This is a genomic window from Prochlorococcus sp. MIT 1303 (genome assembly GCF_001631965.1).
GTDB lineage: Bacteria > Cyanobacteriota > Cyanobacteriia > PCC-6307 > Cyanobiaceae > Prochlorococcus > Prochlorococcus marinus_D.
This window is the reverse complement of record NZ_LVHK01000044.1, coordinates 133,124-155,933: the sequence shown is the minus strand read 5'-3', so window position 1 is coordinate 155,933 and position 22,810 is coordinate 133,124. Positions and strand designations below refer to the sequence as shown.

The following is a 22,810-nucleotide window of genomic DNA, read 5'->3' as shown; positions in this document are numbered from 1 at the left end:
CCGATAATGATTGAACTGTTAACACAGAAAAACTGCCAACGAGAAAAATCCATACCAACCCAATAGCAAATGTGGTCTGCGGAACCTCGAAGCGTCAAACACCCAGTCGTCATCACCATCAATCTTGTGTATTAAAGAAATGAGTTACTTCACCTGGAAAGAGGCTGGTCTCACAAGCGACTGCGCAAGCCTTGAAGCCATGGCTTCCCGTTTCGAAGAGGCTGCAAGTCTGATGCGCCGCATGGCCCGAGAAGGCTTTCGGCTGGAACAAAACATGCAACAACAACGCATCACTCATCCTGATCCCAATGTATTCGAAGCCTGGGGGTTCATCAGCGAAGAACCAGCCTTTCGACAGCTCACGCTGATCCCTGATCTCAAAGTGTAAAGGGATCTCAAATACCACTTTTAAGGCAATTCCCCTAACCAGCCGAGCGCGAAGATCAACTCATCATTAACACCTTCATGATGACTGTCTTACCAAAAACCTTGCTGTTACTTGGCAGCGGAGAACTCGGCAAAGAAATAACAATCGCCGCTCAACGGTTGGGCTGCCATGTCATCGCCTGTGATCGATACTCCGGGGCCCCGGCCATGCAAGTAGCAGACCAAGCAGAGGTTCTGGACATGAACAATTCAGAAGCCCTCACAGCCATCATCAGGCATCACCAACCGGATGTAGTCATTCCAGAGATCGAAGCATTGGCAGTCAATGCACTAGCAGAGCTTGAAAACGAAGGAATCACAGTGATCCCTACGGCCCGAGCCACAGCCGTAACGATGAATCGCGATCGAATCAGAGATCTCGCCAGCGCTGAATTGGCTCTACTGACCCCAAAATTTGCTTATGCCGGCAGTGCCGAAGAACTCAAACATGCAGCTGAGCCCCTGGGCTGGCCAGTGGTGGTCAAACCAGTCATGAGCTCCTCCGGCAAAGGCCAAAGTGTGGTTAGCAATCCTGAAGGCCTACGGCAAGCCTGGCAAGCCGCTATGGCAGGGTCCCGGGGTAACTCAACGCGAGTCATCGTGGAAGAGTTCCTTCACTTTGATCTCGAAATTACCTTGCTCACAATTCGCCAAGAGGATGGCTCCACCCTCTTCTGCGAACCAATCGGCCATGAACAAATTGGAGGAGATTATCAATGCAGCTGGCAACCAGCAGAACTCTCTACTGAACAACTCAAGCAAGCCCAATCAATGGCTCTGACTATTACCAAAAATCTTGGTGGTGTGGGATTGTTCGGGGTGGAGTTCTTTCTTTGTGGCAATGAAGTGATTTTCTCGGAACTATCACCAAGACCACATGACACCGGACTTGTCACCCTTATCAGCCAAAACCTTAGTGAATTCGAACTACACCTGCGCGCAGTGCTGAACTTACCTATTCCTACTATTCAAACTGCAGATGCAGCAGCAAGCAGGGTAATCCTGGCAAAAGACAATCTCTCATCCATTTCCTACAAAGGAGTGGAGAAAGCCCTCTCAGAAATTGACACCCAGATATTGCTGTTCGGCAAACCCAATGCTCGACCAGGGCGTCGCATGGGGGTTGCTTTAGCCAAAGGCAAGTCTATGGAGGCAGTTCGCTCTAAAGCTGATCGAGCCGCCGCATCCATCCAGGTAATAAAGGGTAAGGGTGTCAGTTAAGACTTTAAGAAAAATCGATAGTGATTTAAGCCATCTAAAAGTCCAAACAAATGCGGGTTGTTAGCAAAAAACACTCGTTGCTGATGTCGCAAACCCTCCAGACAAGGATCATGCTCTGCAAGGACTACTGAAGCAGTCAATCCCCTTACCAATTCAGCATCACCTTGTTGACTGGCAACAACCAAAATCTGCTCAAGAGGTAATCCCCAACGAAGAGAGAGATAGCGAATGGCTTCGCTTCGGGAAGCTCGCAAAGGCACCACATCCAAAAACCAATGACAACGCAAATGAGGACGTGCCGCCTGACTCCTTTGCCTTAAACGCTGACGGACGAGTGGCAAAATCGCCTCACCATGCTCTTTCAATAGATAACTCACCTTGTGAGGACCCTGCTCCTGATCGTCCTGAAGCGTCAAATGGTCCTTGAGATCAGCTAAAGCAGACACCACTGCCTGTCGCCGCCAATCAACGTCGATATGGGCCTGCCAAAAGCGATCCGACTGATCCTCCAATCCGTAATGGATTTCAGTACCCGCGCGACTAATCCAAACCCGAGGAGAAGGAAGATTCAGCTCTGCATAACGCTTTTTTGCAGCCTGCACAGAACGACCCGTCAATACTCCCAGACCATGCGCATCGCCAGAGCCAATGGATTCCAATCCCTCCCGCAGCGAAGCCAAACCCTCTGCCTCGGGTTCTTCGAGAGAACTATCAAGATCAAGCAACAACAAACTCTGCCCCAGTGGACTGCCCAGACACTCTTTATCTGTGGCCCAGATTCGTGGCTGAGACAATTCAAGACGTTGCTTCATCAATGCCAAGTAATGGCAAACATGAGCATCCCAACTGAAATGCCGACTGACCGCCTCAATCCCGTTATCACTCCAAAGACGCCACTGATCTGCGTCTGAACCAGCCTGCTCCATTACATCCTGAAGTGCCTCCAGATCAGTAACGTCAACCAACAAGCCGTTGTCACAACGAGCAAGGATGTCGCGTGGACCACCGTCATCAGTCGCCACCATCGGCAAACCACAGGCCGCCGCTTCAAGCAAAGTGAGCCCAAAGGGCTCGGTAAGCGCTGGATTCACAAACAAACCACGATTCAAGGCTGCCCATCGGTAAATCGCTGGGATCTGATCACGACGGTGCTGTTTGGGATAAGCCACCCGGCCATAGAGGTCGTAACGATCCACGAGATCAAAAACCTGCTGGAACACCTCCCGCTGTTGCTTCTCCAACTGACGAGGATCATCCCGACAGCCGAGTACAAGCACAAGATTATGCCGTTGACGCAACACAGGCGAGCGGCCGTAAGCCTCCACCAAAAAAGGAATATTCTTACGACGCACAGCTCTGGAAATGGCCAAAAGAGGAGGTAAAGAAGGTTTCCTCAAAAAGGGCGCGAGCAATCCATCAACAACATCCGTTTCACTAGAAGATTGGAGTGGATGGAAGCGAATGGAATCAACGCCGGGAGGCACCACCTCCGCTTGCTCCGGAACAAAACGCCCATAGCGAGCGTATTGATGATCAATTTCCTGGCGAGTACTCGTAATCACCAAACTGCAATGAGCAAGAGTGAACTCTTCAGCATCAATGCGTTGACCAATGGCATATGTTTGCTCGATCTGTTCATGGTCTCCACCAACTCCCAACAGACGCCGCAACTTTTCCCTGCCCAAGGAATGACCTGTAAACACCAAGGGAACACCCAGCCTGCGACTCACAAGGGCTCCCACATAGCCTGCATCGGCGTAATGAGCATGAATCCAATCAGGAAGATGTTCTTGCTGCTGGAGATGGCTAACGGTCTGATCCGCTAAATCATCCAAATAGGGCCAAAACAACTCCTTGCGCAAATATCGTCTTGGTCCAAAAGGCAGCCTGATGATCTTGGCCCCAGGAGCAATATCCTCAATGGGATTGGCATAGTCAGTAGAAACACGACGATCATGAATTAAGCGGGTAACCACCTCAACCTGCTCAATTTCCGAACGCGCTGCCAGGCCCCTGACAAGCTCGAGCACATAAAGAGCCTGGCCTCCTGTATCAGCATCGCGACCCAATTCCAAGTCGTGAGATCGAAACAGTCCATGAAGATGCAGATGAAGCAATCTCAAACCCATCTGATGCCTCCAAGGCGATCAACGAAACCATCCAGATGCGGATGGCCATCAAGAAATAATCAAGGAACTTCCATCCTCATAAGCCTAAAGAAAGGATGAGAACCAAACCTCCCAGCTCACTAGAAACGACAACAATATATTCCCTCTATGTGTTTTCTCTTTTAAAAAGAAAAATCCTAGAACGAATCGTTGAGAAATACAAACCTCAAAGACAGAATAATGAAGCCTCTTGCTCGCAACAAGCCAGGCCAAAAAGCCTCAGCGATACAGGTTCAGAGCCGCATCAGTCACATCCACTAAAGGATGCACAGCATCACCCCAACCGCCGCCACTAAAGGTGGCAACACCAGGATTTGCAAGCTGTTCATTAATCCAAGCAAGAATGAGGGGCGCCAAAGTGGCCGGCTGAAGCTGATTTGCAGGTGCCATCAAGTTGAAGTGACCACCATCTTGGGCAAGCACCAAGCGATGGCCAAACTCCAAAGCACCACTATCACGCATGGGCACCAGAGCCTCAGGCACCGGAGGCACGACCCAATCACGAGTGCCACTAACCAACAAAACCTTGGCTGTCAAAACTGAAGTTCTACTTGGATCAAATAGAAGACGTAACGGCGGACTCACCGCCACAACTGCCTTGACCCGTGAGTCTTCAACAGAAGACTCATTCATTTTGGAAAGCCAACTGCACTGCAGTATCCAGCTGATATTGCGCTCAGGGTCATCCTGGTTATGACAACGAGCAGCGAGCTTCACATCCGTTGAGCGTGCCCCAGCCAATTGAATCGCCGTAGTCGCCCCCCATGAATGACCAACAACAGCGACCTCATCTGTATTGAGGGAAAGTCTTGACAACAAACCACCTGACTCCACAGCAGAGAGCATCGCAGTCACATCCATCGCACGAAGACGCAACTCTTGAGGTCCCGGCGGAGGTTGATCACCCGCCAACATCGCCTTCTGCTGATCAGCATCACTGCCCTGATGCTCCGGGAGCAACACCGTATAACCGTTAGCAGAAAGATATTCAGCCCAACCCTGAAGATCTCTCGGAGACTCCCAAAGCCCATGTGAAATGACCACCAAGCGACCATTTGCACGAGACTTCGGTTGTATCACCACCACCCGTATCGGTTTCGAGCGATGGGAAGCCTGAAAATCAACTTGCTGACTTAACCACAACCCGGTAAGCGGCATGCGTAATCCAGTTTTAATCTGAACAGGAGCCTCTTTCTCCACAAGCAGATTTGCTGCTAGCTGATTACGTTGAAGCCGTGAGACATAGCTGGCCAATTTCGACAAATTGATGGATGCAGCTTGACCAGGGATTTGTCGCAACAAACCAAGCACAGTTGGCTGACCACTCTTGGAAGCACGCGAAAGCGCCTCAAGCAACATCCTTCCACTGGTGTCTTGGGGCAACCCCTCAACTTGAACCAACTTGGTTACTACGATCAGAGCCTGCTCCAAAAGAGGCTGCCCGACAGACTTCTCAATCACCTTCTCAATCTGCGCTGGCAGGGGAGCGTTAAAGACCTGATTGAGAAGTCGCACAAAAGCACCATCCGTAGCCCGATCCAACTCCACAAAATCGGGATTGGCATCAATTAGATCGCCTGCGCTCTGAGCAGCGCCAAGCTCAAAATATATCTGACTTTCCAGTACAGGCAAATCAAACACCAAGCGTTCAAGTGCAGGAGCAGCGCTTGGAAAAAGTCCAAGCCCCGCTCCAAAACTGATTGCAAACAGCCAAAGACGGGAACGAAAAAACATCATCAAGCTGCAACAGACACAGTCTCAGGAGGATGCTTCGCTAACACCTTCTTGAGATAATGCCCCGTATGGCTAGTGGGATGGGATGCAACCTGTTCTGGAGTCCCCGTGACCAGAAGATCGCCACCACAATCTCCTCCTTCAGGGCCAAGATCAATAATCCAATCAGAACAACGAATTACATCCAAGTTGTGTTCTATCACGATAATTGAATTGCCTTTATCAACAAGACGCTGCATAACATCCATCAACTTATGAACGTCGTAAAAACTGAGGCCAGTGGTTGGTTCATCAATCAAATAAAGGGTTTTACCAGTAGCGCGCTTTGAGAGCTCGGTAGCAAGCTTCACACGTTGAGCTTCACCACCTGAAAGCGTGGGCGCAGGCTGACCTAACTTCACATATCCCAGTCCCACATCAACCAACGTGCGCAATCGATCAGCCGCCTGGGGAATAGCAGAAAAAACCTCTGCAGCCTGCTCAACCGTCATCTGCAAAACATCTGCAATGGTGTGGCCCTTGTAAGTGACCTGTAAGGTCTCCCGATTAAATCGAGCACCTTTGCAGACATCGCACTGAACATAAACATCTGGCAAAAAGTTCATTTCAATCACATTCACCCCTTGACCACGACAAGCCTCACAGCGACCACCTTTCACATTGAAACTAAACTGACCAACCTGATAACCACGAGCCTTTGCCTCAACGGAAGCAGCAAATACCTGACGAATCGGATCAAACGCACCGGTGTAGGTGGCTGGATTAGAGCGCGGTGTACGGCCGATTGGAGACTGGTCAATCACGATCACCTTGTCGATCGCATTGACACCTCGCAACTCGCCCAAGCCTTGAGGGAAAGGCACCTTCAAACCCAAACTGTGATCTAAGGCAGGATGAAGTAACTCATTCACCAAAGTGCTCTTACCACTACCACTGACTCCTGTGACCGCAACAAGGCGCCCTAAAGGAAAATCTACGGTGAGATTTTTAAGATTATTGCGATCACAATCAATCAAACGAAGCCTGCGACTGCTTCCTTCTCTCCTCTCTCTAGGTGTAGGAATAGAGCGGCGGCCACTGAGATATGCACCTGTCAAAGATTCTTCAGCCATCAACAGATGATCCAAAGATCCTTCAACAACAATATGACCCCCATGCACCCCTGCCCCTGGACCAATATCTACAAGATGGTCAGCGGCACGAATGGTGTCCTCATCATGTTCTACCACCAATAAAGTGTTACCCAGATCCCTTAAACGTCTGAGCGTGGCTAACAGACGATCATTGTCCCGCTGATGCAAACCAATGCTTGGTTCATCAAGCACATAAAGCACACCCGTAAGACCAGCACCGATCTGAGTCGCCAAACGAATCCTCTGAGCCTCACCGCCAGATAAGGTCATCGCGGGTCGATCCAAACTGAGATATTCGAGCCCAACATCAAGAAGAAAGCGAAGACGCATATGAATCTCACGCAAGACCAAATCACCGATCTGGATCTGACGTGAATTGAGCAAAGGCTCAGATCCATTAGCTGCTCCAACGCCCATCAGCTTTTCGATGCGTTCAAGAGTCAGCGCCACGCTGATAGAAGTGAGTTCAGTAATCCGATAAGGACCCACCTTCACCGCCAGGGCTTCGGGTCGGAGCCGCTGACCGCCACAGGCTTCACAAGGAACCAGCTCGAGGTACTTCTCCAACTTCTGGCGCTGGGCTTCTCCGCTGGCATCACGGAGCTGCCGCTCAAGGATTGGAAGAATGCCCTCAAACGGGCGGGTGTACCCCCCTTTGCCCTTGCGATACCGGCTATCGGCCTGAATCAGAATCGGTTCGCGGCTTCCATTGAGCAACACATCCAACTGTTCGTCCGTGAGCTCATTCCATGGGGTCTTGATCTCAAAGCCAAAGGCTTCACCCACTGAATAGAGCAGAGAGAAGTAATAGCTGTTGTCTTTTTCCGCCCAGGGAGCAACAGCGGCGTACACCGGCTGGGATGGATCCGGAATCACCCGGTCCACGGTGAATTTGCGCAGATGGCCAATGCCATGGCAAGCCTCACAGGCGCCATAGGGACTGTTGAAGGAAAACAGCCGTGGCGACAGTTCCTCCATCACAGCGCCGTGCACCGGGCAGGCGAAGTTCTCGGAATAGAGACGCTCCCGCTCAACGCCGTCGGGAAGTTCCTCACCCTTCTTGGGCACCACCTCCACCAACGCCAAACCATCGCCGCGTTTGAGAGCCGTGCGGAGGGAATCGGTCAGCCGTTCCTGGATCCCCTCACGGGCAACAAGACGATCGACCACCACTTCGATGTTGTGGCTGTGGTTCTTGTCCAGCTCAATGTTGTCGGCCAGCTCGCGCACCTCACCGTTGATGCGAACCCGGGCGAAACCCTCTGCTGCCAGGCCACTGATCAGCTTGGTGTGGGTGCCCTTCTTGCCGCGCACCACCGGCGCCAACAACTGATAGCGGGTCCCCTCCGGCAAAAGAAGGATCTGATCGACCATCTCGTCGATGCTCTGCGGCTTAATCGAGCGGCCACATTTGGGGCAGTGGGGTTCGCCAGCGCGACCGAACAACAAACGAAGGTAATCCTGAATCTCCGTGACGGTGCCCACCGTCGACCGCGGGTTGTGACTGGTGGATTTCTGGTCGATCGAGATCGCCGGCGAGAGACCCTCGATCGCATCGACATCGGGCTTGTCCACCTGCCCCAAGAACTGCCTGGCATAGGCCGACAGACTTTCGACATAGCGGCGTTGTCCCTCCGCAAAGATCGTGTCGAAGGCCAGCGAACTCTTGCCGCTGCCACTGACTCCGGTGAACACCACCAGCTTGTTGCGGGGGATGGTGACGTCGACGTTCTTGAGGTTGTGCTGCCGGGCACCCCTCACGCGAATCACGTCGTCCTGAGTCGCCAGCCGGCCAGCTGAGTCAGCGATCTTGGCAGCAGCTCGCGCCATCAGGACCCGTTGGAAAGCTCAAGAGCTTAGGCAGAACCGAAGCCTTCAAGCTGTGCGCTGGTCCAGCAGGCTCGCTGCATAGGCATCAGCCTGATTACCACCAGCGAGGTCAGCTAGCTCCTGGCGGCGTTCCTGAGTGTCCCGCAGTCGGGACACTCGCGAGTGAGTCACGCCGTCCTCCACATGCTTACTTACCCGGAAATGGTGATCGGCCACGGCCGCCACGAGCGGTTGGTGGGTGACGCAAAACACCTGGCGTTGACGCGCCAGGGTCTGAAGAAGATCCGCCATCGCTCCACTAACGCGTCCACTGACGCCGGCATCAATCTCGTCAAACAACAGCGTGCTGGACCCATCCACTGCGGCAAGGGTGGTCTTAAGCGCCAGCAGAAAACGGGACATCTCACCACCGGACGCCACCTCCGTCAACGGTGCCATCGGTTGGCCAGGATTGGCGGAAAACAGGAATTGCACAGCATCCGCACCATGGTCAGCGGGATCACAGGGGGTGAGATCCACCTTGAAACGCATGTTGGCCAGGCCCATTGGGGGCAACAGCTCAAGCAACGACGCCTCCAGAGCCTCCGCTGCATTGGAACGCTCGCGATGCAACGCCGCATTGGCTTGATCACGGCTCTGGCGTCGGTCGTTCTCGTCCTGATGCAGGCGGGCGAGATCAGCCGCGAATCCTTCAGCACCCAGACGGTGAAGCAGGTCATCGCGACGCAGAATCAAACCGGCCAGATCAAGGCCATAGCGGCGCTGCAGGCGTTTTAGTACCGACAGGCGGTCTTGGATCCGCTCCAGATGATCTGGATCGCTCTCGAGCGCCAGACCGTATTGATCGAGGGATCGCAGCAAAGCGTCAACACCGGCCCCGAGATCCAGAGCCTGATCCCGCAGCGGCTCCAGGGAACCATCCAGCTGGGCCATGGCCTGAAGCTCCTGGATGGACGCCGAGAAGTGATCCTGCAGAGAGGGCCCCTGATCCGCACCATCGCGGAGACGCCCAAACAACAAGGCCAGACCCTCGAGAAGCCTCACGCCATGAACCAGGCGATCCTGTTCATGCTCCAGCCGCTGCTGCTCGTCTGGATCCTCGAGATCAGCAGCTTGAAGCTGCTCCAACTGCTGCTCCTGTTCAGCCCGCTCCTGTTCGAAACGCTGCTGTTCCTGCTCGAGAGCGATCAGGGCATCTGCAGCAACGCGCCAGTCCGTCCAGGCATCAGCCACCTGTGCCTTGACCTCTGCCAGCGAAGAACCACCGAGACGGTCCAGCCATAACCGTTGCTGCCCCGCACGCGACAACAGCTGGATCTGGCCCTGAACAGTGAGATCAATCAGCAGCGGTCTGAGCTCAAGCAACTGCTGACGATTCACCGTACTGCCGTTCAGCCGGCAGCGACTAGAAAAGCGATCACCCTCCTGCCGTTTCCATTCACGACTGATCAAGAGCTCCTCTTCAGGGTCAAACTCCGCCCCGATCAACCACTGTTCAAGCGCAGGGCTGAGTTGAAACGCAGCTTCGATCCTGGCTCGATCAGAACCAGCGCGTAGCAAACGAACGCCGCTGGCCCCCTGCGCTCCACCCAGCACCGCATCGAGGGCATCGAGAAGAATCGACTTGCCTGCGCCGGTCTCGCCGGTGAGCACCGTAAAGCCGGAGCTGAACTCCAGTTCAAGACTCTCGATCAGAGCTATGTTCTGCAGCAGCAGACCGGTGAGCACGTCCAGCCCTGTGATGATTCCGACCGTAGCGGCAGCAAGGTTCGTTTAGAAGGGGTGAATGATCAAGACCCCACTCAGGATGGAAACAGAACTCGGGGATTTCATCGAGGCGGCAGGCCTACTTGAATACGACCCTGCTGCAATTACCAGAATTTATGCCGGCCATCCACAGCGCCTTTTGCGCCGACTCTGGCAAACACTTCTACCAATTGGTCTCTTCCTGATTGGCTTAGCAGGGGACAAAGTTTTTGGCTTACTGAACGATGCAAATCGTGCTCGGGAACGAGCACGAGAATTCGCGGAACTCTTAGTAGAGCTTGGCCCTGCTTTCATTAAGGCTGGACAAGCTCTTTCCAGTCGACCAGACCTAGTACCACCAGTTCTACTGGAAGAACTTTCACAACTACAAGACCAATTGCCAGGCTTCGACAGTGTCATGGCTATGGCCTGCATAGAAGAAGATCTTGAAACACCAATCGAAGAGATCTACGAACAACTCGACAAAGAACCCATCTCTGCCGCCTCTCTAGGACAGGTCCACCGAGGCGTACTCAAAGGAGGTCAACAGGTGGCCGTGAAGGTACAACGACCAGGACTTCGTGAACAAATCACCCTTGATCTCTACATCGTACGGAACATTGCCGCATGGCTCAAAAGCAATGTGAGGTTGATACGTAGTGATCTTGTGGCGCTGATTGATGAGCTAGGCCGAAGAGTATTTGAAGAGATGGATTACCTTAATGAAGCTGCCAATGCAGAGCGTTTCCGCACGCTTCACAGCCATAATCAACGCATCGCTGTACCAATAATCTATCGACAAGCTACTAGCCGTAGAGTACTTACAATGGAATGGATTGATGGAGTAAAACTCACTAATCTAAAGGCAGTGAGAGAGCTAGGAATCGATCCCAATAATATGGTTGAAGTCGGAGTTAACTGCAGCTTGCAACAGTTGTTGGAACACGGGTTTTTCCACGCTGATCCACATCCTGGCAACCTTCTAGCTATGGCCGATGGGCGGCTCTGCTACCTCGATTTCGGAATGATGAGTGAGGTGAGCCGAGAATCACGTACAGGCTTAATTGAAGCAGTAGTACATCTGGTAAACCGTAATTTCAACAACCTTTCACGAGACTTTGTAAAACTCGGTTTTCTAGCAGAAGATGTCAATCTAGAACCAATTGTACCTGCGTTTGAAAGTGTCTTCAGCCAAGCTCTAGAGATGGGTGTAAGTCGCCTTGATTTCAAAAGCGTAACTGATGACCTCTCTGGCGTAATGTACAAGTTCCCTTTCAAGGTACCTCCATACTACGCATTAATTATTCGTTCACTGATAACCCTTGAAGGTATCGCATTAAGCGTAGATTCAGAATTCAAAATTCTTGGTGCCGCTTATCCTTACTTCGCTCGGCGACTCATGGAAGATCCCGACCCTCAATTACGCCAAAGCCTCAAAGAAATGCTATTTGACGGAGAAATCTTCCGCTGGACTCGACTAGAAAACCTTGTAGCAAGTGCTGCAAGCCAAGCCCAGCTCGACTTAGACAGCTTAATTGATCAGGTCATCGATTTCCTGTTCTCAATCAACGGTGGTCTCTTGAGAGAACAACTTGTTGAAGCAATAATCAACCGCCTTGACGCCTTTGGCTGGCAAACATTTCAACGTCTAGGTCGTAACCTACCGCGATCCTTGCAACCTCCACTTATAGCCATTGGTTCGGAGTCTGAAAATTCTGACGATGGCTCACTGCTTGATTTAGAACCAATTCGGCAACTGATCGTTATCTTGCAAAACCTGCCAGGCTTCACTCCTGAACTAGTCCTCAGCCGCCTACCAAGACTGATCCGCGAACCTGATACCCACAAAATGGGTATAAAAGTTGCGCAGGGTCTCGCCGAACGTGGTGTTGTCCGTCTTGTCAAGGTAGCAGCAGGAGTTTCACCCTAAATTCTGTGACTAAAGGGTTCACTAATGAATCAATCCAAAAAACATTCTTATCGATCTCTGATGGCTCTCTGCCTAAGTTTGGGATTAAGTCTGTTTTCAACGATGCCGAAAGCAGAAGCAGCCAAAGAAGTGGCCTTAGTCAGTGGTGCCTTCCGCCGCTCAATCTCAGTGTCAGATTTGGAATATCTAGCAAAAACAGGAAAAGCCAGAGGCCTGTTAAAAGATGCCCTGAAATTCAGTCGACAAAACCCAGAAACTGTTTCAAAGCTCCTCAATAAAAAGCTAGAACTTCCTATAGGGCTTACCAGTCGATTAATGACCACCCGCATTGGCAACGTAATCATCAACCGCATATCCAAAATCATCTACCCTCTCAACGTGCCAAACCCTTCGGTAAGCGTTCCAGCATTCAGAGCTGGAGTCATCAATGGCATGCAAATAGGGAAGGGCGGTCTTAATGCCATCCACTTTCTAAAAGCCTATCCCAACGAAACAATGACAGTAAACCTACCGGCTCTGTTTGGAATCATGCAAAAAGCTGAGTCAATCGCTGGTCTAGTGAAATTCTTTTCCGATTCGCCACTAGACGGCCTTAAGGAATCTAAGCCTTAAGGCTTAGATTCCAACTAAACACTGCTCTCTTGCTCTGTATTGGTGTCCCTCAGCCAAAACCTCCCTGAAGCTATCTCCACAACCCCTGTGATGCAGGATTGGCCTGGCCTAATAGAAGCGTATAGATCCTGGTTACCGGTAAGCGATACCACACCTGTCGTGACACTCAAAGAAGGAGCGACGCCATTGATCCCTGTCAGCTCCATAGCTGAACAGATTGGCAGGGGAGTCAAAGTCTACGTGAAATACGACGGCCTCAACCCCACAGGGTCCTTTAAGGACAGAGGCATGACGATGGCGATCAGCAAGGCCAAAGAAGCTAATTGTGAAGGAGTGATATGTGCCAGTACAGGCAACACATCTGCTGCTGCTGCTGCATATGCAAGACGCGCTGGTATGCGTGCTTTTGTATTAATTCCAGACGGTTATGTAGCGCAAGGAAAGTTAGCTCAAGCTTTAGTTTATGGCGCTGAAGTGCTAGCAATTCGAGGCAATTTTGATCGTGCTCTCGACATTGTTCAAGAAATGGCCTTGAAATACCCAGTAACTCTGGTGAATTCCGTTAACCCCTACCGGCTTCAAGGTCAAAAAACTGCAGCCTTTGAAATTGTTGATGCTCTCGGAGAAGCCCCAGAATGGCTGTGCATCCCAATGGGTAATGCAGGTAACATCACTGCTTATTGGATGGGTTTTCAAGAATACAAACAAGCCGGAAAATGTCAACTTCTACCACAAATGATGGGATTCCAAGCAAGTGGGTCTGCTCCATTAGTTTTCAACAAAACCGTAAACAATCCAAATACAATTGCAACGGCAATTAGAATAGGCAACCCAGTCAACAAAGAAAAGGCCATTGCCGCAAAGTCAAGCAGCAATGGAGCCTTTCTTGATGTTTCAGATGAAAAAATTCTAGAAGCTTACAAATTGCTTGGTCGCGAGGAAGGGATTTTCTGTGAACCTGCAAGTGCTGCTTCTGTAGCAGGATTATTAAAACGTGCGTCTGAAGTCCCTTCAGGGGCAACAGTTGTATGTGTCCTGACTGGCAACGGTTTAAAAGATCCAGATTGTGCCATCAATAACAACGATGCAACATTTCATACAGATGTAAATCCAGATCTAACCACTGTGGCTCATGTCATGGGTTTTTAAGGATCAAGCAAACACCAGCATCTCGAATAGACCATCTAAAATCTGACTGTGGAAATCATGCTCAAATTATTATTAAAATTGGGGAAAAGGCCGCAAAACCCAACCATTTAAAAACTTCAGCCTTTTCCCCAATTGATTAAAATGTGGAAAGAACACCATCTCTCCACATGTCCAACTATCCTTTCCACAAGTCTATAACCATTAGAGTCCAGTCACCATAAAGGATTTGTACAATTTTCCACGATTTCCTCAAGCCCTACTACTACGATTCTTTTAATTTCTTTTAATAATTTAATTAATAAAGACGGGAGGTTATGAATGAGAATGATCTGCCATTGCACTTCTTGCTGGCTTGTGAAATTCTGGGAGACCTCTTCAGCGTTCTTGTTCTAGTCGTGACATTGATTCAATGAAACTGGTTTGTTCACAGGCTGAACTCAATACAGCACTACAGCTCGTTAGCAGAGCCGTGGCTTCACGACCCACTCATCCAGTGCTAGCCAACGTCCTTCTCACTGCTGATGCTGGCACCGATCGTCTGAGCCTCACGGGTTTTGACCTGAGCCTTGGTATTCAAACGGTATTGACTGCCTCGGTGGAATCGAGTGGCGCGATTACTTTGCCTGCGCGCCTATTAGGGGAAATTGTTTCAAGGCTTTCAAGTGATTCACCTATCACTTTGGCCACTGATGAGGCTGGTGAACAGGTTGAACTCAAAAGTTCAAGCGGGAGTTATCAGATGCGTGGCATGTCTGCTGATGATTTTCCTGAATTACCTCTTGTTGAAAGTGGTAAGGCTGTCAAGGTTAATGCGATGGCTCTTTTGAAAGCTCTTCGAGGAACTCTTTTTGCTAGCAGTTCAGATGAAGCTAAACAGTTACTAACAGGAGTTCATCTGCATTTTGATGGTAAAGCGATGGAAGCAGCGGCAACTGATGGTCACCGCCTTGCAGTTTTAAGCTTGGCAGATGCCTTAGCTGTTGAGACTACGGTCTCATCTGAGATGGATGATGAAGGTGAGAATTTTTCCGTAACGCTTCCTTCTCGCTCTCTGCGGGAAGTAGAGCGTTTGATCGCTGGATGGCGTGGTGATGATCAAGTGAGTTTGTTTTGCGATAAAGGTCAGGTGGTGTTTTTAGCTGCTGATCAAGTCGTAACTAGTCGAACATTAGACGGTACCTATCCTAACTATCGTCAGTTAATTCCTGATGGTTTTGCTCGGAGTTTCGATGTTGATCGGCGTGCTTTTATTGCAGCTTTAGAACGAATAGCTGTATTAGCTGATCAACATAACAATGTTGTAAAGGTTAGTGGTGACAATACTTCTGAGATTTTACAAATTAGTGCTGATGCTCAGGATGTAGGCAGTGGTTCTGAATCGCTATCGGCTGAATTTAATGGGGATGCTGTTCAGATTGCTTTTAATGTTCGTTATGTACTAGATGGTTTGAAGGTGATGGATAGTGACCGTATTGTACTGCGCTGTAATGCTCCAACTACACCTGCAATTATTTCGCCAAAGGATGATGATATTGGTTTTACATATTTGGTGATGCCAGTACAAATTCGTTCTTGAACTTTGAATCTTCCTGATCAGATTTTATTGAGTGATTTGTTGCATCATCGTGTCCGTTGTGATCAGGGGTTAGATCACGGCCCTGGTGTAATGCCTTGGATGCATCCTCCTGTTCATCGTTTACTTGGTTGGGTTAGTCGTCCATCAGCACTTCGAGTGTCGAGGGATGTTTGGCGGTTGGATCAGTCGCGTGGGATTAATGAGCAAGAGGTTTTTGTTAAAGGGCAACCGGCTGTTTCTGATCAGATCACGCTTGAGCGTCTTCCGACTTTGTTAGATGCTGATTTGTTGGATCGCGATGGGCACCGCCTCGGTTTGGTGGCTGATTTTGTTTTTATTCCCACAACAGGGAAAATCCTTCATTATTTGGTCTCTCGCAGTGATCCTCGGCTTCCAGGCAGTAGTCGATGGCGATTAACAACTGATCGCATTGTTGATCAGCAACCAGGAATGGTTGCTACTGCTTTGCGTGGTTTAGATGATCTTCCCTTGGTTCATTCCAGTGTTCGTCAGGGTTTAATCAAGCGTTCCCGTCATTGGCGCGATCAACTTCACAAGATTGGTGACCGGGCCAGTGATCGTTTGGAAGGCTGGTTGGAGGATCCTCCCTGGGATGAACCAGTTGAGCGTTCTTGGAAGTCTTCTGATATGGCTGAAATGGATCCCTTAGAAGGTTGGGATGATCAACAGACTGACAATTTTTCTCAATCAACTGAAGAATTACGTCGCCGCCGCCGTCCGGACGGTAGAGGCGATGGTCAGGATGATCCTTGGGTTTGAGCTTTATAAGCAAAACTGGGAAGAGATGAGTTAGATCTCGTGTGTCAGGGCTCCGATTTGACAGTTGACTATGACGTGGCTGCGGCTTTACGTCATGAAGGTCTTAAACCACATGATTACGACGAGATTTGTCGTCGTCTCCAACGTGCACCTAACCGAGTTGAGCTGGGAATGTTTGGTGTGATGTGGTCTGAACACTGCTGTTATCGCAATTCAAGGCCTTTGCTCAGCAGCTTTCCTACAAGTGGTCATCGGATTTTGGTTGGTCCTGGAGAAAATGCTGGTGTCGTCGATTTAGGAGATGGTCAGAGCTTGGCTTTCAAAATCGAAAGCCATAATCATCCTTCTGCATTGGAACCTTTTCAAGGAGCTGCTACAGGTGTTGGCGGAATCTTGAGAGATATTTTTACTATGGGTGCAAGGCCTATTGCGCTCCTTAATGCTTTACGTTTTGGACCTCTTGAAGATGAACGTAATGTTGGTCTTATGGAGGGGGTCGTTGAAGGTATTGCTCATTACGGCAATTGCGTGGGAGTTCCTACCGTTGGTGGTGAGGTGGCGTTTGATTCCAGTTATTCCGGCAACCCGTTAGTTAATGCAATGGCTCTTGGGCTGATGGAAACAGATGAGATTGTTTGTTCTGGGGCTCATGGTGTTGGTTATCCGGTGATTTATGTCGGTAGTACAACTGGTCGTGATGGTATGGGTGGTGCCAGTTTTGCTAGTGCAGAGCTCACAAAAGCTTCTCTGGATGATCGTCCTGCGGTTCAGGTTGGTGATCCATTTTTGGAAAAAGGTTTAATTGAAGCTTGTCTTGAAGCTTTTAAGAGTGGCGATGTTGTTGCTGCTCAGGATATGGGTGCGGCTGGTCTTACTTGTAGCTGTTCGGAGATGGCTGCTAAGGGTGGTCTTGGTATTGAACTCGATCTTGATCGAGTTCCTGCTCGTGAGCTTGGGATGACTCCATATGAGTTTTTACTTTCGGAATCTCAAGAGAGAATGCTTTTTGTGGTGAAGCCTGGACAAGAGCAATCTTTGATGGAGAGATTTATCCGTTGGGGGTTGCAAGCAGCAATTGTTGGTTGCGTTCTTGAAGAGAAGGTGGTTCGTGTTTTGCAAAAAGGAGAAGTTGTTGCTGAGGTGCCTGCTAATGCATTAGCTGATGACACTCCAATTGATCGACATGAATTATTGAGTGATCCTCCGCTAGAGATTCAGGCCAAATGGGACTGGCAGGAGAATCTATTACCAGTTGTTGGTTTAAAAGGGATCAATTTAAATTCACAATCTCATTTTGGTAGTAATCTTTCATGGGATGAAATTCTTCTAAAGTTACTTGATGACCCTACGATTGCTTCAAAACGTTGGGTTTATCGTCAATATGACCATCAGGTTCAAGCCAATACAGTTTCAGCCCCAGGAGTTTCTGATGCTGCTGTTGTGAGATTACGTCCACAACAAGGTAAAGGCTCTGTAGATGAGGTAAAGCGGGGAGTTGCGGCAGTTGTTGATTGTCCTAATCGATGGGTTTTTCTTGATCCAGAACGTGGTGCTATGGCCGCTGTAGCAGAAGCGGCCAGAAATCTTAGTTGTGTTGGTGCGGAGCCTTTGGCTGTCACAGATAATCTCAATTTTCCTTCTCCGGAAACGCCTACTGGGTATTGGCAATTGGCTTTAGCTTGTCGTGGTCTTTCTAAGGCTTGCAAGACTTTTTCAACACCAGTAACTGGAGGAAATGTTTCTCTATATAATGAGACTCGCTTAGCTGATGGAGAAATACAACCTATTCACCCAACACCAGTTGTTGGAATGGTTGGCTTAGTTCATGATCTTGCAAATGTTTGTGGTCAGGCTTGGCTTGAGCCTGGTGATTTGATTTGGCTTTTAGGCGTGCCTATCGATACAACAGTTGGGGTTGATCCTCGCGTTAGCCTTGCGGGTAGTAGTTATCTTGAATGTATTCATGGTTTAGTTACTGGTAGGCCTCCGGAGATTGATCTGAAATTCGAGTGTTTAGTTCAATCTTTCCTACGCAATTCTATTACCGAGGGATTTGTTCGCTCTGCTCATGATCTAAGTGATGGAGGTCTTGCAGTTGCAGTTGCTGAGTGCTGTATCGCTGCAAACTTGGGTGCACATCTTGAGTTACCATCCAGCGATGCTCGATTGGATCGGTTGTTATTTGCGGAAGGTGGTTCACGCATCTTGGTGAGTGTTCCGTCGACGCAGGCTGTTGCCTGGCAAAAGGTTTTAAATCAGGCAAAGACCGCATCCCCTGGCGCAGTGTTTGATCAGTACCTTGGTGTTGTTACGGCTGATGAGGAGTTGCTGATCACTCAGGCTGGCAATCGCTTGGTTCAGCTTCCTTTGAATCAGCTGAGGGAGTGCTTTGAGCAGGCAATCCCTCGTCGTATGGGCTTGGATCTCTCTTCAAGCGTCTGAGTTGAGCTTTGGTGCAAAATGTCTTCCTTGGCTTATGCATTTGAGGAGTTGAGCTTCACATGTGCGGCATTGTTGGCATTGTTTCTACTGCGCTGGTCAATCAGCAGATTTATGACAGCTTGCTGCTTCTACAGCACCGGGGTCAGGACTCTACTGGCATAGCCACCATGGATGGCAGTGTTTTTCACTTGCATAAGGCAAGGGGGCAAGTGCGGGAGGCCTATCGCACACGTGATATGCGTTCCTTAATCGGTAATATTGGTCTTGGTCATGTCAGATATGCAACTAAGGGTGCAGCTGAGCGGGAAGAAGAAGCACAACCATTTTATGTGAATGCTCCTTACGGAATCATTCTTATTCATAACGGTAACCTTACCAATACTCGAGAGCTTGATCGCGACTTGTTCAATATTGATCGTCGCCATACAAATTCAAAGAGTGATACGGAGATGTTGCTTAATGTTCTAGCTACTGAATTGCAATTGAAAATTTATGGTAGTGATCTTACTCCTGATCAGGTATTTGATGCTGTAACGTCTGTACATCAACGAGTAGAAGGTTCTTATACATCTATTGCTTTGATTGCAGGGCACGGTCTTCTTGCCTTTCGCGATCCGTTTGGGATTAGGCCATTGGTCCTTGGTAAACGTAAGTCTTTAGAAGGTGCTGATGAGTGGATTGTAGCTAGTGAGTCATTGGTATTAGAGAATGGTGATTATGAGATTGTTAGGGATGTTGATCCTGGAGAGGCTATTTTTATTACTCAAAATGGTGAGCTTTATTCACGTCAGTGTGCGAAGAATCCGCGTCTTGTGCCATGTTCATTTGAGTATGTTTATCTTGCTCGACCTGATTCAGTGATGAGTGGAATTTCGGTTTACGAGGCTCGATTAAGGATGGGGGATCGACTTGCAGAAACTATTGCAAAGTACACGCCATCTGGCGATATAGATGTTGTGATGCCAATTCCTGACTCTTCACGGCCTGCTGCTATGCAAGTGGCTAGACAGCTTGGGATTGAATATCGAGAGGGCTTTTTTAAAAATCGTTATGTAGGCCGTACATTTATTATGCCTGGACAAGCTCAACGTAAGAAATCTGTTAGACAAAAGTTAAATGCTATGGGAACAGAATTTAAAGGTAAGAATGTTTTAATTGTGGATGATTCAATTGTACGTGGCACGACTTCGAAGGAGATAGTACAAATGGCTCGAGTTGCCGGTGCGAATAAAGTCACGTTTACTTCTGCAGCACCACCAGTGCGATATTCACATGTTTATGGCATAAATATGCCAAATCGGCATGAGCTGATTGCTTATAATCGCACTATTCCTGAAATCTCTTCTGAACTTTCCACTGATCACATGGTCTATCAAGAGGTTGCTGATCTAGAAGCAGCAATTGTTGAAGGTTCAGGTGTTTCTGAGCTTGAGCTTTCTTGTTTTACCGGAGAGTATATTACAGGGACAGTTACTTCTGAATATCTTGATTGGATAGAACGCACACAATTGTCTTAATAAAGGTGATTATCAAGGCCTTAAGTGTTAAATGCTTAATCTATAATATTATTAGTCGTGATTAGTGGCACGAGTTTTTGAATTTCTTCGTTGTCTTTTAATTCCATAATGTTTAGATTTGGTTTGATAGGCATGGTCAGTTCCAGTTCTCCAGCTTCGATACGGCCATGGCGACCTTGGCTACTTACTAGGCCGACCAACTTATTGCCATTACAGATGTCAACGACTCGATCTTGATCTCGGCTTGAATCTTTTATTGTTAACCCAATTTCGCCTAAATCTCCTCTCTGGCAGACTCTTATCGAAGAGACCAATAGCTTGGCGAATTTACCTAGGCGTGTGACAAGTAATACAGTGCTTTCACAGTTTGGTGGACAAGAAATTGCTCCAACGACCATTTCTTCTGGTAATAGTCGCATTGTCATAGGCCCCTGAGCTAATTTTCCCATCAATGGCATGCTGTCGTTATTAACATTAATTCTGATTACTCTTCCTATGTTACTTGCTAAAATGACATCATCATTTGCTTTGCAAATGAATGCTGATTTTAATTCAACACCATCTTTTAATTTAACAATGGTTGCTGCTCTTCCGGAAAGTTCCATTACTTCTTCTAAGGGTAATCGTTTGAAGCGTCCATCGCTGCTCAGTAGACCTAGGCTTAGGTTTTGATCTACGAGCAAGGGGAATATGTTGATCAATGTTTCTTTTTCTAATCCTCCTGGTAGGAAGCGTTCCAGCGACCCGGGTTGTTGCCCTGCAAATTCCCACCGGACTAGAGCTACTCGACCATTGTTTGTCACCGCAAGTAGACGTGGGGCTGGTTCAATTGGCAAGATCAATCTGGCTGGCGAGGTTCCATCGCCGAGTTTGCAGGCTTCGTTGAGGTGAAGTCGACCGAGGATTTGTGGGCTCATTACCTTGACCTGGCTGTCTTGTTGGATGAGTATTCGTCCATCACTTGGCAGGGCGGATAGTGCTTGTTGTCGTTGAACTTCAGCATTCGGTCTTTGGTTTGCCGCTCGCTCAGCGACCAGATCATCGCCACCCTCCACAAGGCGAGTTCGGCGGGGGTTGTTAAAGCGCTTTTTGAGCTGTCGAAGTTCTTGAATGAGTACTTCCAGCATGCTTTCACGATTTTCGAGAAGGAATTGAAGTTGTTCTTGTTTGCCTTGCAGTTCTTTGGCTTCTTGCCTCAAACTGCTTTGTTCCAGACTCGTAAGTCGTCGTAGTGGCATTGCCAAAACAGCGTCGGCTTGCTTTTCATTTAGATCTAATTGCACCATCAGACGGGCTCTTGCAGCAGCAGCATCTGCAGCCTCTTGGATCATTGCAATGACAGCTTGTAGTGCGTTCAATGCTGTGATCAATCCTTCCACCACTTCCAGGCGAGTTTTTGTTTTTCCTAGGGCATGGTTGGTTCTTCGGATAACTGTGAGTTCTCGGTACTCGAGAAAGGTTTGTAGCAATTTTCTCAGCGAAAGTTGTTGTGGTTGGCCGTTAACAAGAGCCAGAAGAATTGCACCGAAATTGCTTTGTAGGGAGGTGCGTCGATGCAGATCGCCGAGAACATTCTCTGGGTTGGCATCTCGGCGCAGTTCCACCACTATCCTCATTCCTTCTCGGTCGCTTTCGTCGCGAATATCGGCAATGCCACCGATTTTTCCATTGTTAACAAGATCTGCCAGTTTTTCGATCCAGCCAGCTTTGCTGAGTTGATAGGGCAATTCAGTGACGACAACAGCATTTCGGCGGTGCCTACCCTTTCCAGGTTGTATTTCTTCGACATGGGCCACGCCACGCATTGGGATGCTGCCGCGTCCTTTGAGGTAGGTCTCATGGATGCCAGTGCCCAGCAGGATCTCTCCACCAGTTGGAAAGTCTGGGCCAGGAATTAGACCAAGTAATTTGTCGTCACTGAGATCGGGCTTGCGTATCAGGGCAATCAATCCATCGACCACTTCGCCAAGGTTGTGGGGTGGAATGCTGGTCGCCATACCCACGGCGATTCCCGAACAACCATTTAGTAGTAGGAAGGGAAGTTGGGCTGGCAGTACTGAGGGTTCCTGTTGGGAGCCATCAAAATTCGCAGTAAAATCAACTGTTTCCTCACCGATTTCATCCAACAACGCCATATGGGCGATTGAAGCCAGACGCGTTTCTGTGTAACGCATGGCCGCAGGCGGATCGTCATCAACGGAGCCGAAGTTGCCGTGTCCATCCAACACTGGGAAACGGCTTGAAAAGTTCTGAACGAGTCGAACGAGTGCGTCGTAAACGGCTTGATCGCCATGAGGGTGATATTTCCCTAGGACATCTCCAACAACACGGGCGCATTTTCTATAGGGACGATCTGGCGTCAGGCCTAGCTCGTGCATTGCAAATAGGATGCGCCTCTGAACTGGCTTGAGGCCATCCCGGGCATCGGGCAATGCTCTTCCTACGATTACGCTCATCGCGTATTCGAGATAGGAGCGTTGCATCTCTTGATGCAACGCGATTGGTTGAAGGCGCTCCTCGGCCATCCAGATTTGGGATTAGAGGGC

General features: G+C 49.2%; 14 protein-coding genes. 9 read left to right on the top strand and 5 right to left on the bottom strand.

Translation table 11 applies throughout. From position 1 onward, the window contains the following. Positions 1 to 139 precede the first annotated feature (139 nt). Entirely contained in the window at positions 140 to 388 is a 249-nt protein-coding gene (locus PMIT1303_RS09920) for a hypothetical protein (protein WP_063398578.1), read from the top strand. A gap of 80 nt (positions 389 to 468) precedes the next feature. After that, positions 469 to 1,647: a formate-dependent phosphoribosylglycinamide formyltransferase gene (gene purT, locus PMIT1303_RS09915; RefSeq protein ID WP_063398577.1), complete on the top strand. Its 1,179-nt coding sequence runs from the start codon at positions 469 to 471 to the stop codon at positions 1,645 to 1,647. Here purT and PMIT1303_RS09910 read toward each other — a convergent pair. From PMIT1303_RS09910 to recN, 4 genes are all read right to left on the bottom strand, one after another. Beyond that, on the bottom strand, positions 1,644 to 3,776 hold the full coding sequence (locus tag PMIT1303_RS09910) for an HAD family hydrolase (protein ID WP_063398576.1): 2,133 nt from the start codon (positions 3,774 to 3,776) through the stop codon (positions 1,644 to 1,646). The genes purT and PMIT1303_RS09910 overlap by 4 nt on opposite strands. 258 nt (positions 3,777 to 4,034) lie before the next feature. Further along, positions 4,035 to 5,552, bottom strand: coding sequence for an alpha/beta fold hydrolase (locus PMIT1303_RS09905; RefSeq protein ID WP_063398575.1), 1,518 nt, complete (start codon positions 5,550 to 5,552; stop codon positions 4,035 to 4,037). Then, positions 5,552 to 8,512: an excinuclease ABC subunit UvrA gene (gene uvrA, locus PMIT1303_RS09900; RefSeq protein ID WP_063398574.1), complete on the bottom strand. Its 2,961-nt coding sequence runs from the start codon at positions 8,510 to 8,512 to the stop codon at positions 5,552 to 5,554. Before uvrA ends, PMIT1303_RS09905 begins: the two co-directional genes overlap by 1 nt. A gap of 45 nt (positions 8,513 to 8,557) precedes the next feature. Beyond that, positions 8,558 to 10,240 carry a DNA repair protein RecN gene (gene recN, locus PMIT1303_RS09895; RefSeq protein ID WP_063398573.1) on the bottom strand — a complete coding sequence of 561 codons (1,683 nt, stop codon included), beginning with the start codon at positions 10,238 to 10,240 and terminating at the stop codon, positions 8,558 to 8,560. Between the two features lie 58 nt (positions 10,241 to 10,298). On the opposite strand from recN, the gene PMIT1303_RS09890 reads away from it, so the two are divergent. From PMIT1303_RS09890 to purF, 7 genes are all read left to right on the top strand, one after another. Then, the gene (locus PMIT1303_RS09890) at positions 10,299 to 12,188 is read left to right on the top strand and encodes an AarF/ABC1/UbiB kinase family protein (RefSeq protein WP_231901439.1); all 1,890 of its coding nucleotides are present in this window, start codon (positions 10,299 to 10,301) and stop codon (positions 12,186 to 12,188) included. A 24-nt stretch (positions 12,189 to 12,212) separates the two neighbouring features. Then, entirely contained in the window at positions 12,213 to 12,800 is a 588-nt protein-coding gene (locus tag PMIT1303_RS09885) for an alpha/beta hydrolase (protein ID WP_063398571.1), read from the top strand. 90 nt (positions 12,801 to 12,890) lie between these two features. Continuing rightward, positions 12,891 to 13,949, top strand: a complete 1,059-nt coding sequence (gene thrC, locus PMIT1303_RS09880) for a threonine synthase (protein ID WP_063398570.1) — start codon at positions 12,891 to 12,893, stop codon at positions 13,947 to 13,949. A gap of 409 nt (positions 13,950 to 14,358) precedes the next feature. After that, the gene (gene dnaN / locus PMIT1303_RS09875; protein ID WP_063398569.1) at positions 14,359 to 15,525 is read left to right on the top strand and encodes a DNA polymerase III subunit beta; all 1,167 of its coding nucleotides are present in this window, start codon (positions 14,359 to 14,361) and stop codon (positions 15,523 to 15,525) included. A 3-nt stretch (positions 15,526 to 15,528) separates the two neighbouring features. Next, positions 15,529 to 16,305: a hypothetical protein gene (locus PMIT1303_RS09870; RefSeq protein ID WP_063398568.1), complete on the top strand. Its 777-nt coding sequence runs from the start codon at positions 15,529 to 15,531 to the stop codon at positions 16,303 to 16,305. 57 nt (positions 16,306 to 16,362) lie between these two features. Then, the gene (gene purL / locus PMIT1303_RS09865) at positions 16,363 to 18,747 is read left to right on the top strand and encodes a phosphoribosylformylglycinamidine synthase subunit PurL (RefSeq protein WP_063398567.1); all 2,385 of its coding nucleotides are present in this window, start codon (positions 16,363 to 16,365) and stop codon (positions 18,745 to 18,747) included. 59 nt (positions 18,748 to 18,806) lie between these two features. After that, positions 18,807 to 20,264, top strand: coding sequence for an amidophosphoribosyltransferase (purF, locus tag PMIT1303_RS09860; RefSeq protein WP_011824694.1), 1,458 nt, complete (start codon positions 18,807 to 18,809; stop codon positions 20,262 to 20,264). A 35-nt stretch (positions 20,265 to 20,299) separates the two neighbouring features. On the opposite strand, the gene PMIT1303_RS09855 is transcribed toward purF, so the two are convergent. Further along, positions 20,300 to 22,789 (bottom strand): DNA topoisomerase (ATP-hydrolyzing) subunit A, encoded by a 2,490-nt coding sequence (locus tag PMIT1303_RS09855; protein WP_063398566.1) that lies wholly within the window; start codon positions 22,787 to 22,789, stop codon positions 20,300 to 20,302. Between the last annotated feature and the right edge of the window lie 21 nt (positions 22,790 to 22,810).

Coding starts and splice junctions, on each gene's coding strand:
- purF (WP_011824694.1), top strand. CDS start 18,807: ATGTGCGGCATTGTTGGCATTGTTTCTACTGCGCTGGTCAATCAGCAG.
- PMIT1303_RS09890 (WP_231901439.1), top strand. CDS start 10,299: ATGATCAAGACCCCACTCAGGATGGAAACAGAACTCGGGGATTTCATC.
- PMIT1303_RS09920 (WP_063398578.1), top strand. CDS start 140: ATGAGTTACTTCACCTGGAAAGAGGCTGGTCTCACAAGCGACTGCGCA.
- uvrA (WP_063398574.1), bottom strand. CDS start 8,512: ATGGCGCGAGCTGCTGCCAAGATCGCTGACTCAGCTGGCCGGCTGGCG.
- dnaN (WP_063398569.1), top strand. CDS start 14,359: ATGAAACTGGTTTGTTCACAGGCTGAACTCAATACAGCACTACAGCTC.
- PMIT1303_RS09855 (WP_063398566.1), bottom strand. CDS start 22,789: ATGGCCGAGGAGCGCCTTCAACCAATCGCGTTGCATCAAGAGATGCAA.
- thrC (WP_063398570.1), top strand. CDS start 12,891: ATGCAGGATTGGCCTGGCCTAATAGAAGCGTATAGATCCTGGTTACCG.
- purT (WP_063398577.1), top strand. CDS start 469: ATGACTGTCTTACCAAAAACCTTGCTGTTACTTGGCAGCGGAGAACTC.
- PMIT1303_RS09910 (WP_063398576.1), bottom strand. CDS start 3,776: ATGGGTTTGAGATTGCTTCATCTGCATCTTCATGGACTGTTTCGATCT.
- PMIT1303_RS09885 (WP_063398571.1), top strand. CDS start 12,213: ATGAATCAATCCAAAAAACATTCTTATCGATCTCTGATGGCTCTCTGC.
- PMIT1303_RS09905 (WP_063398575.1), bottom strand. CDS start 5,552: ATGATGTTTTTTCGTTCCCGTCTTTGGCTGTTTGCAATCAGTTTTGGA.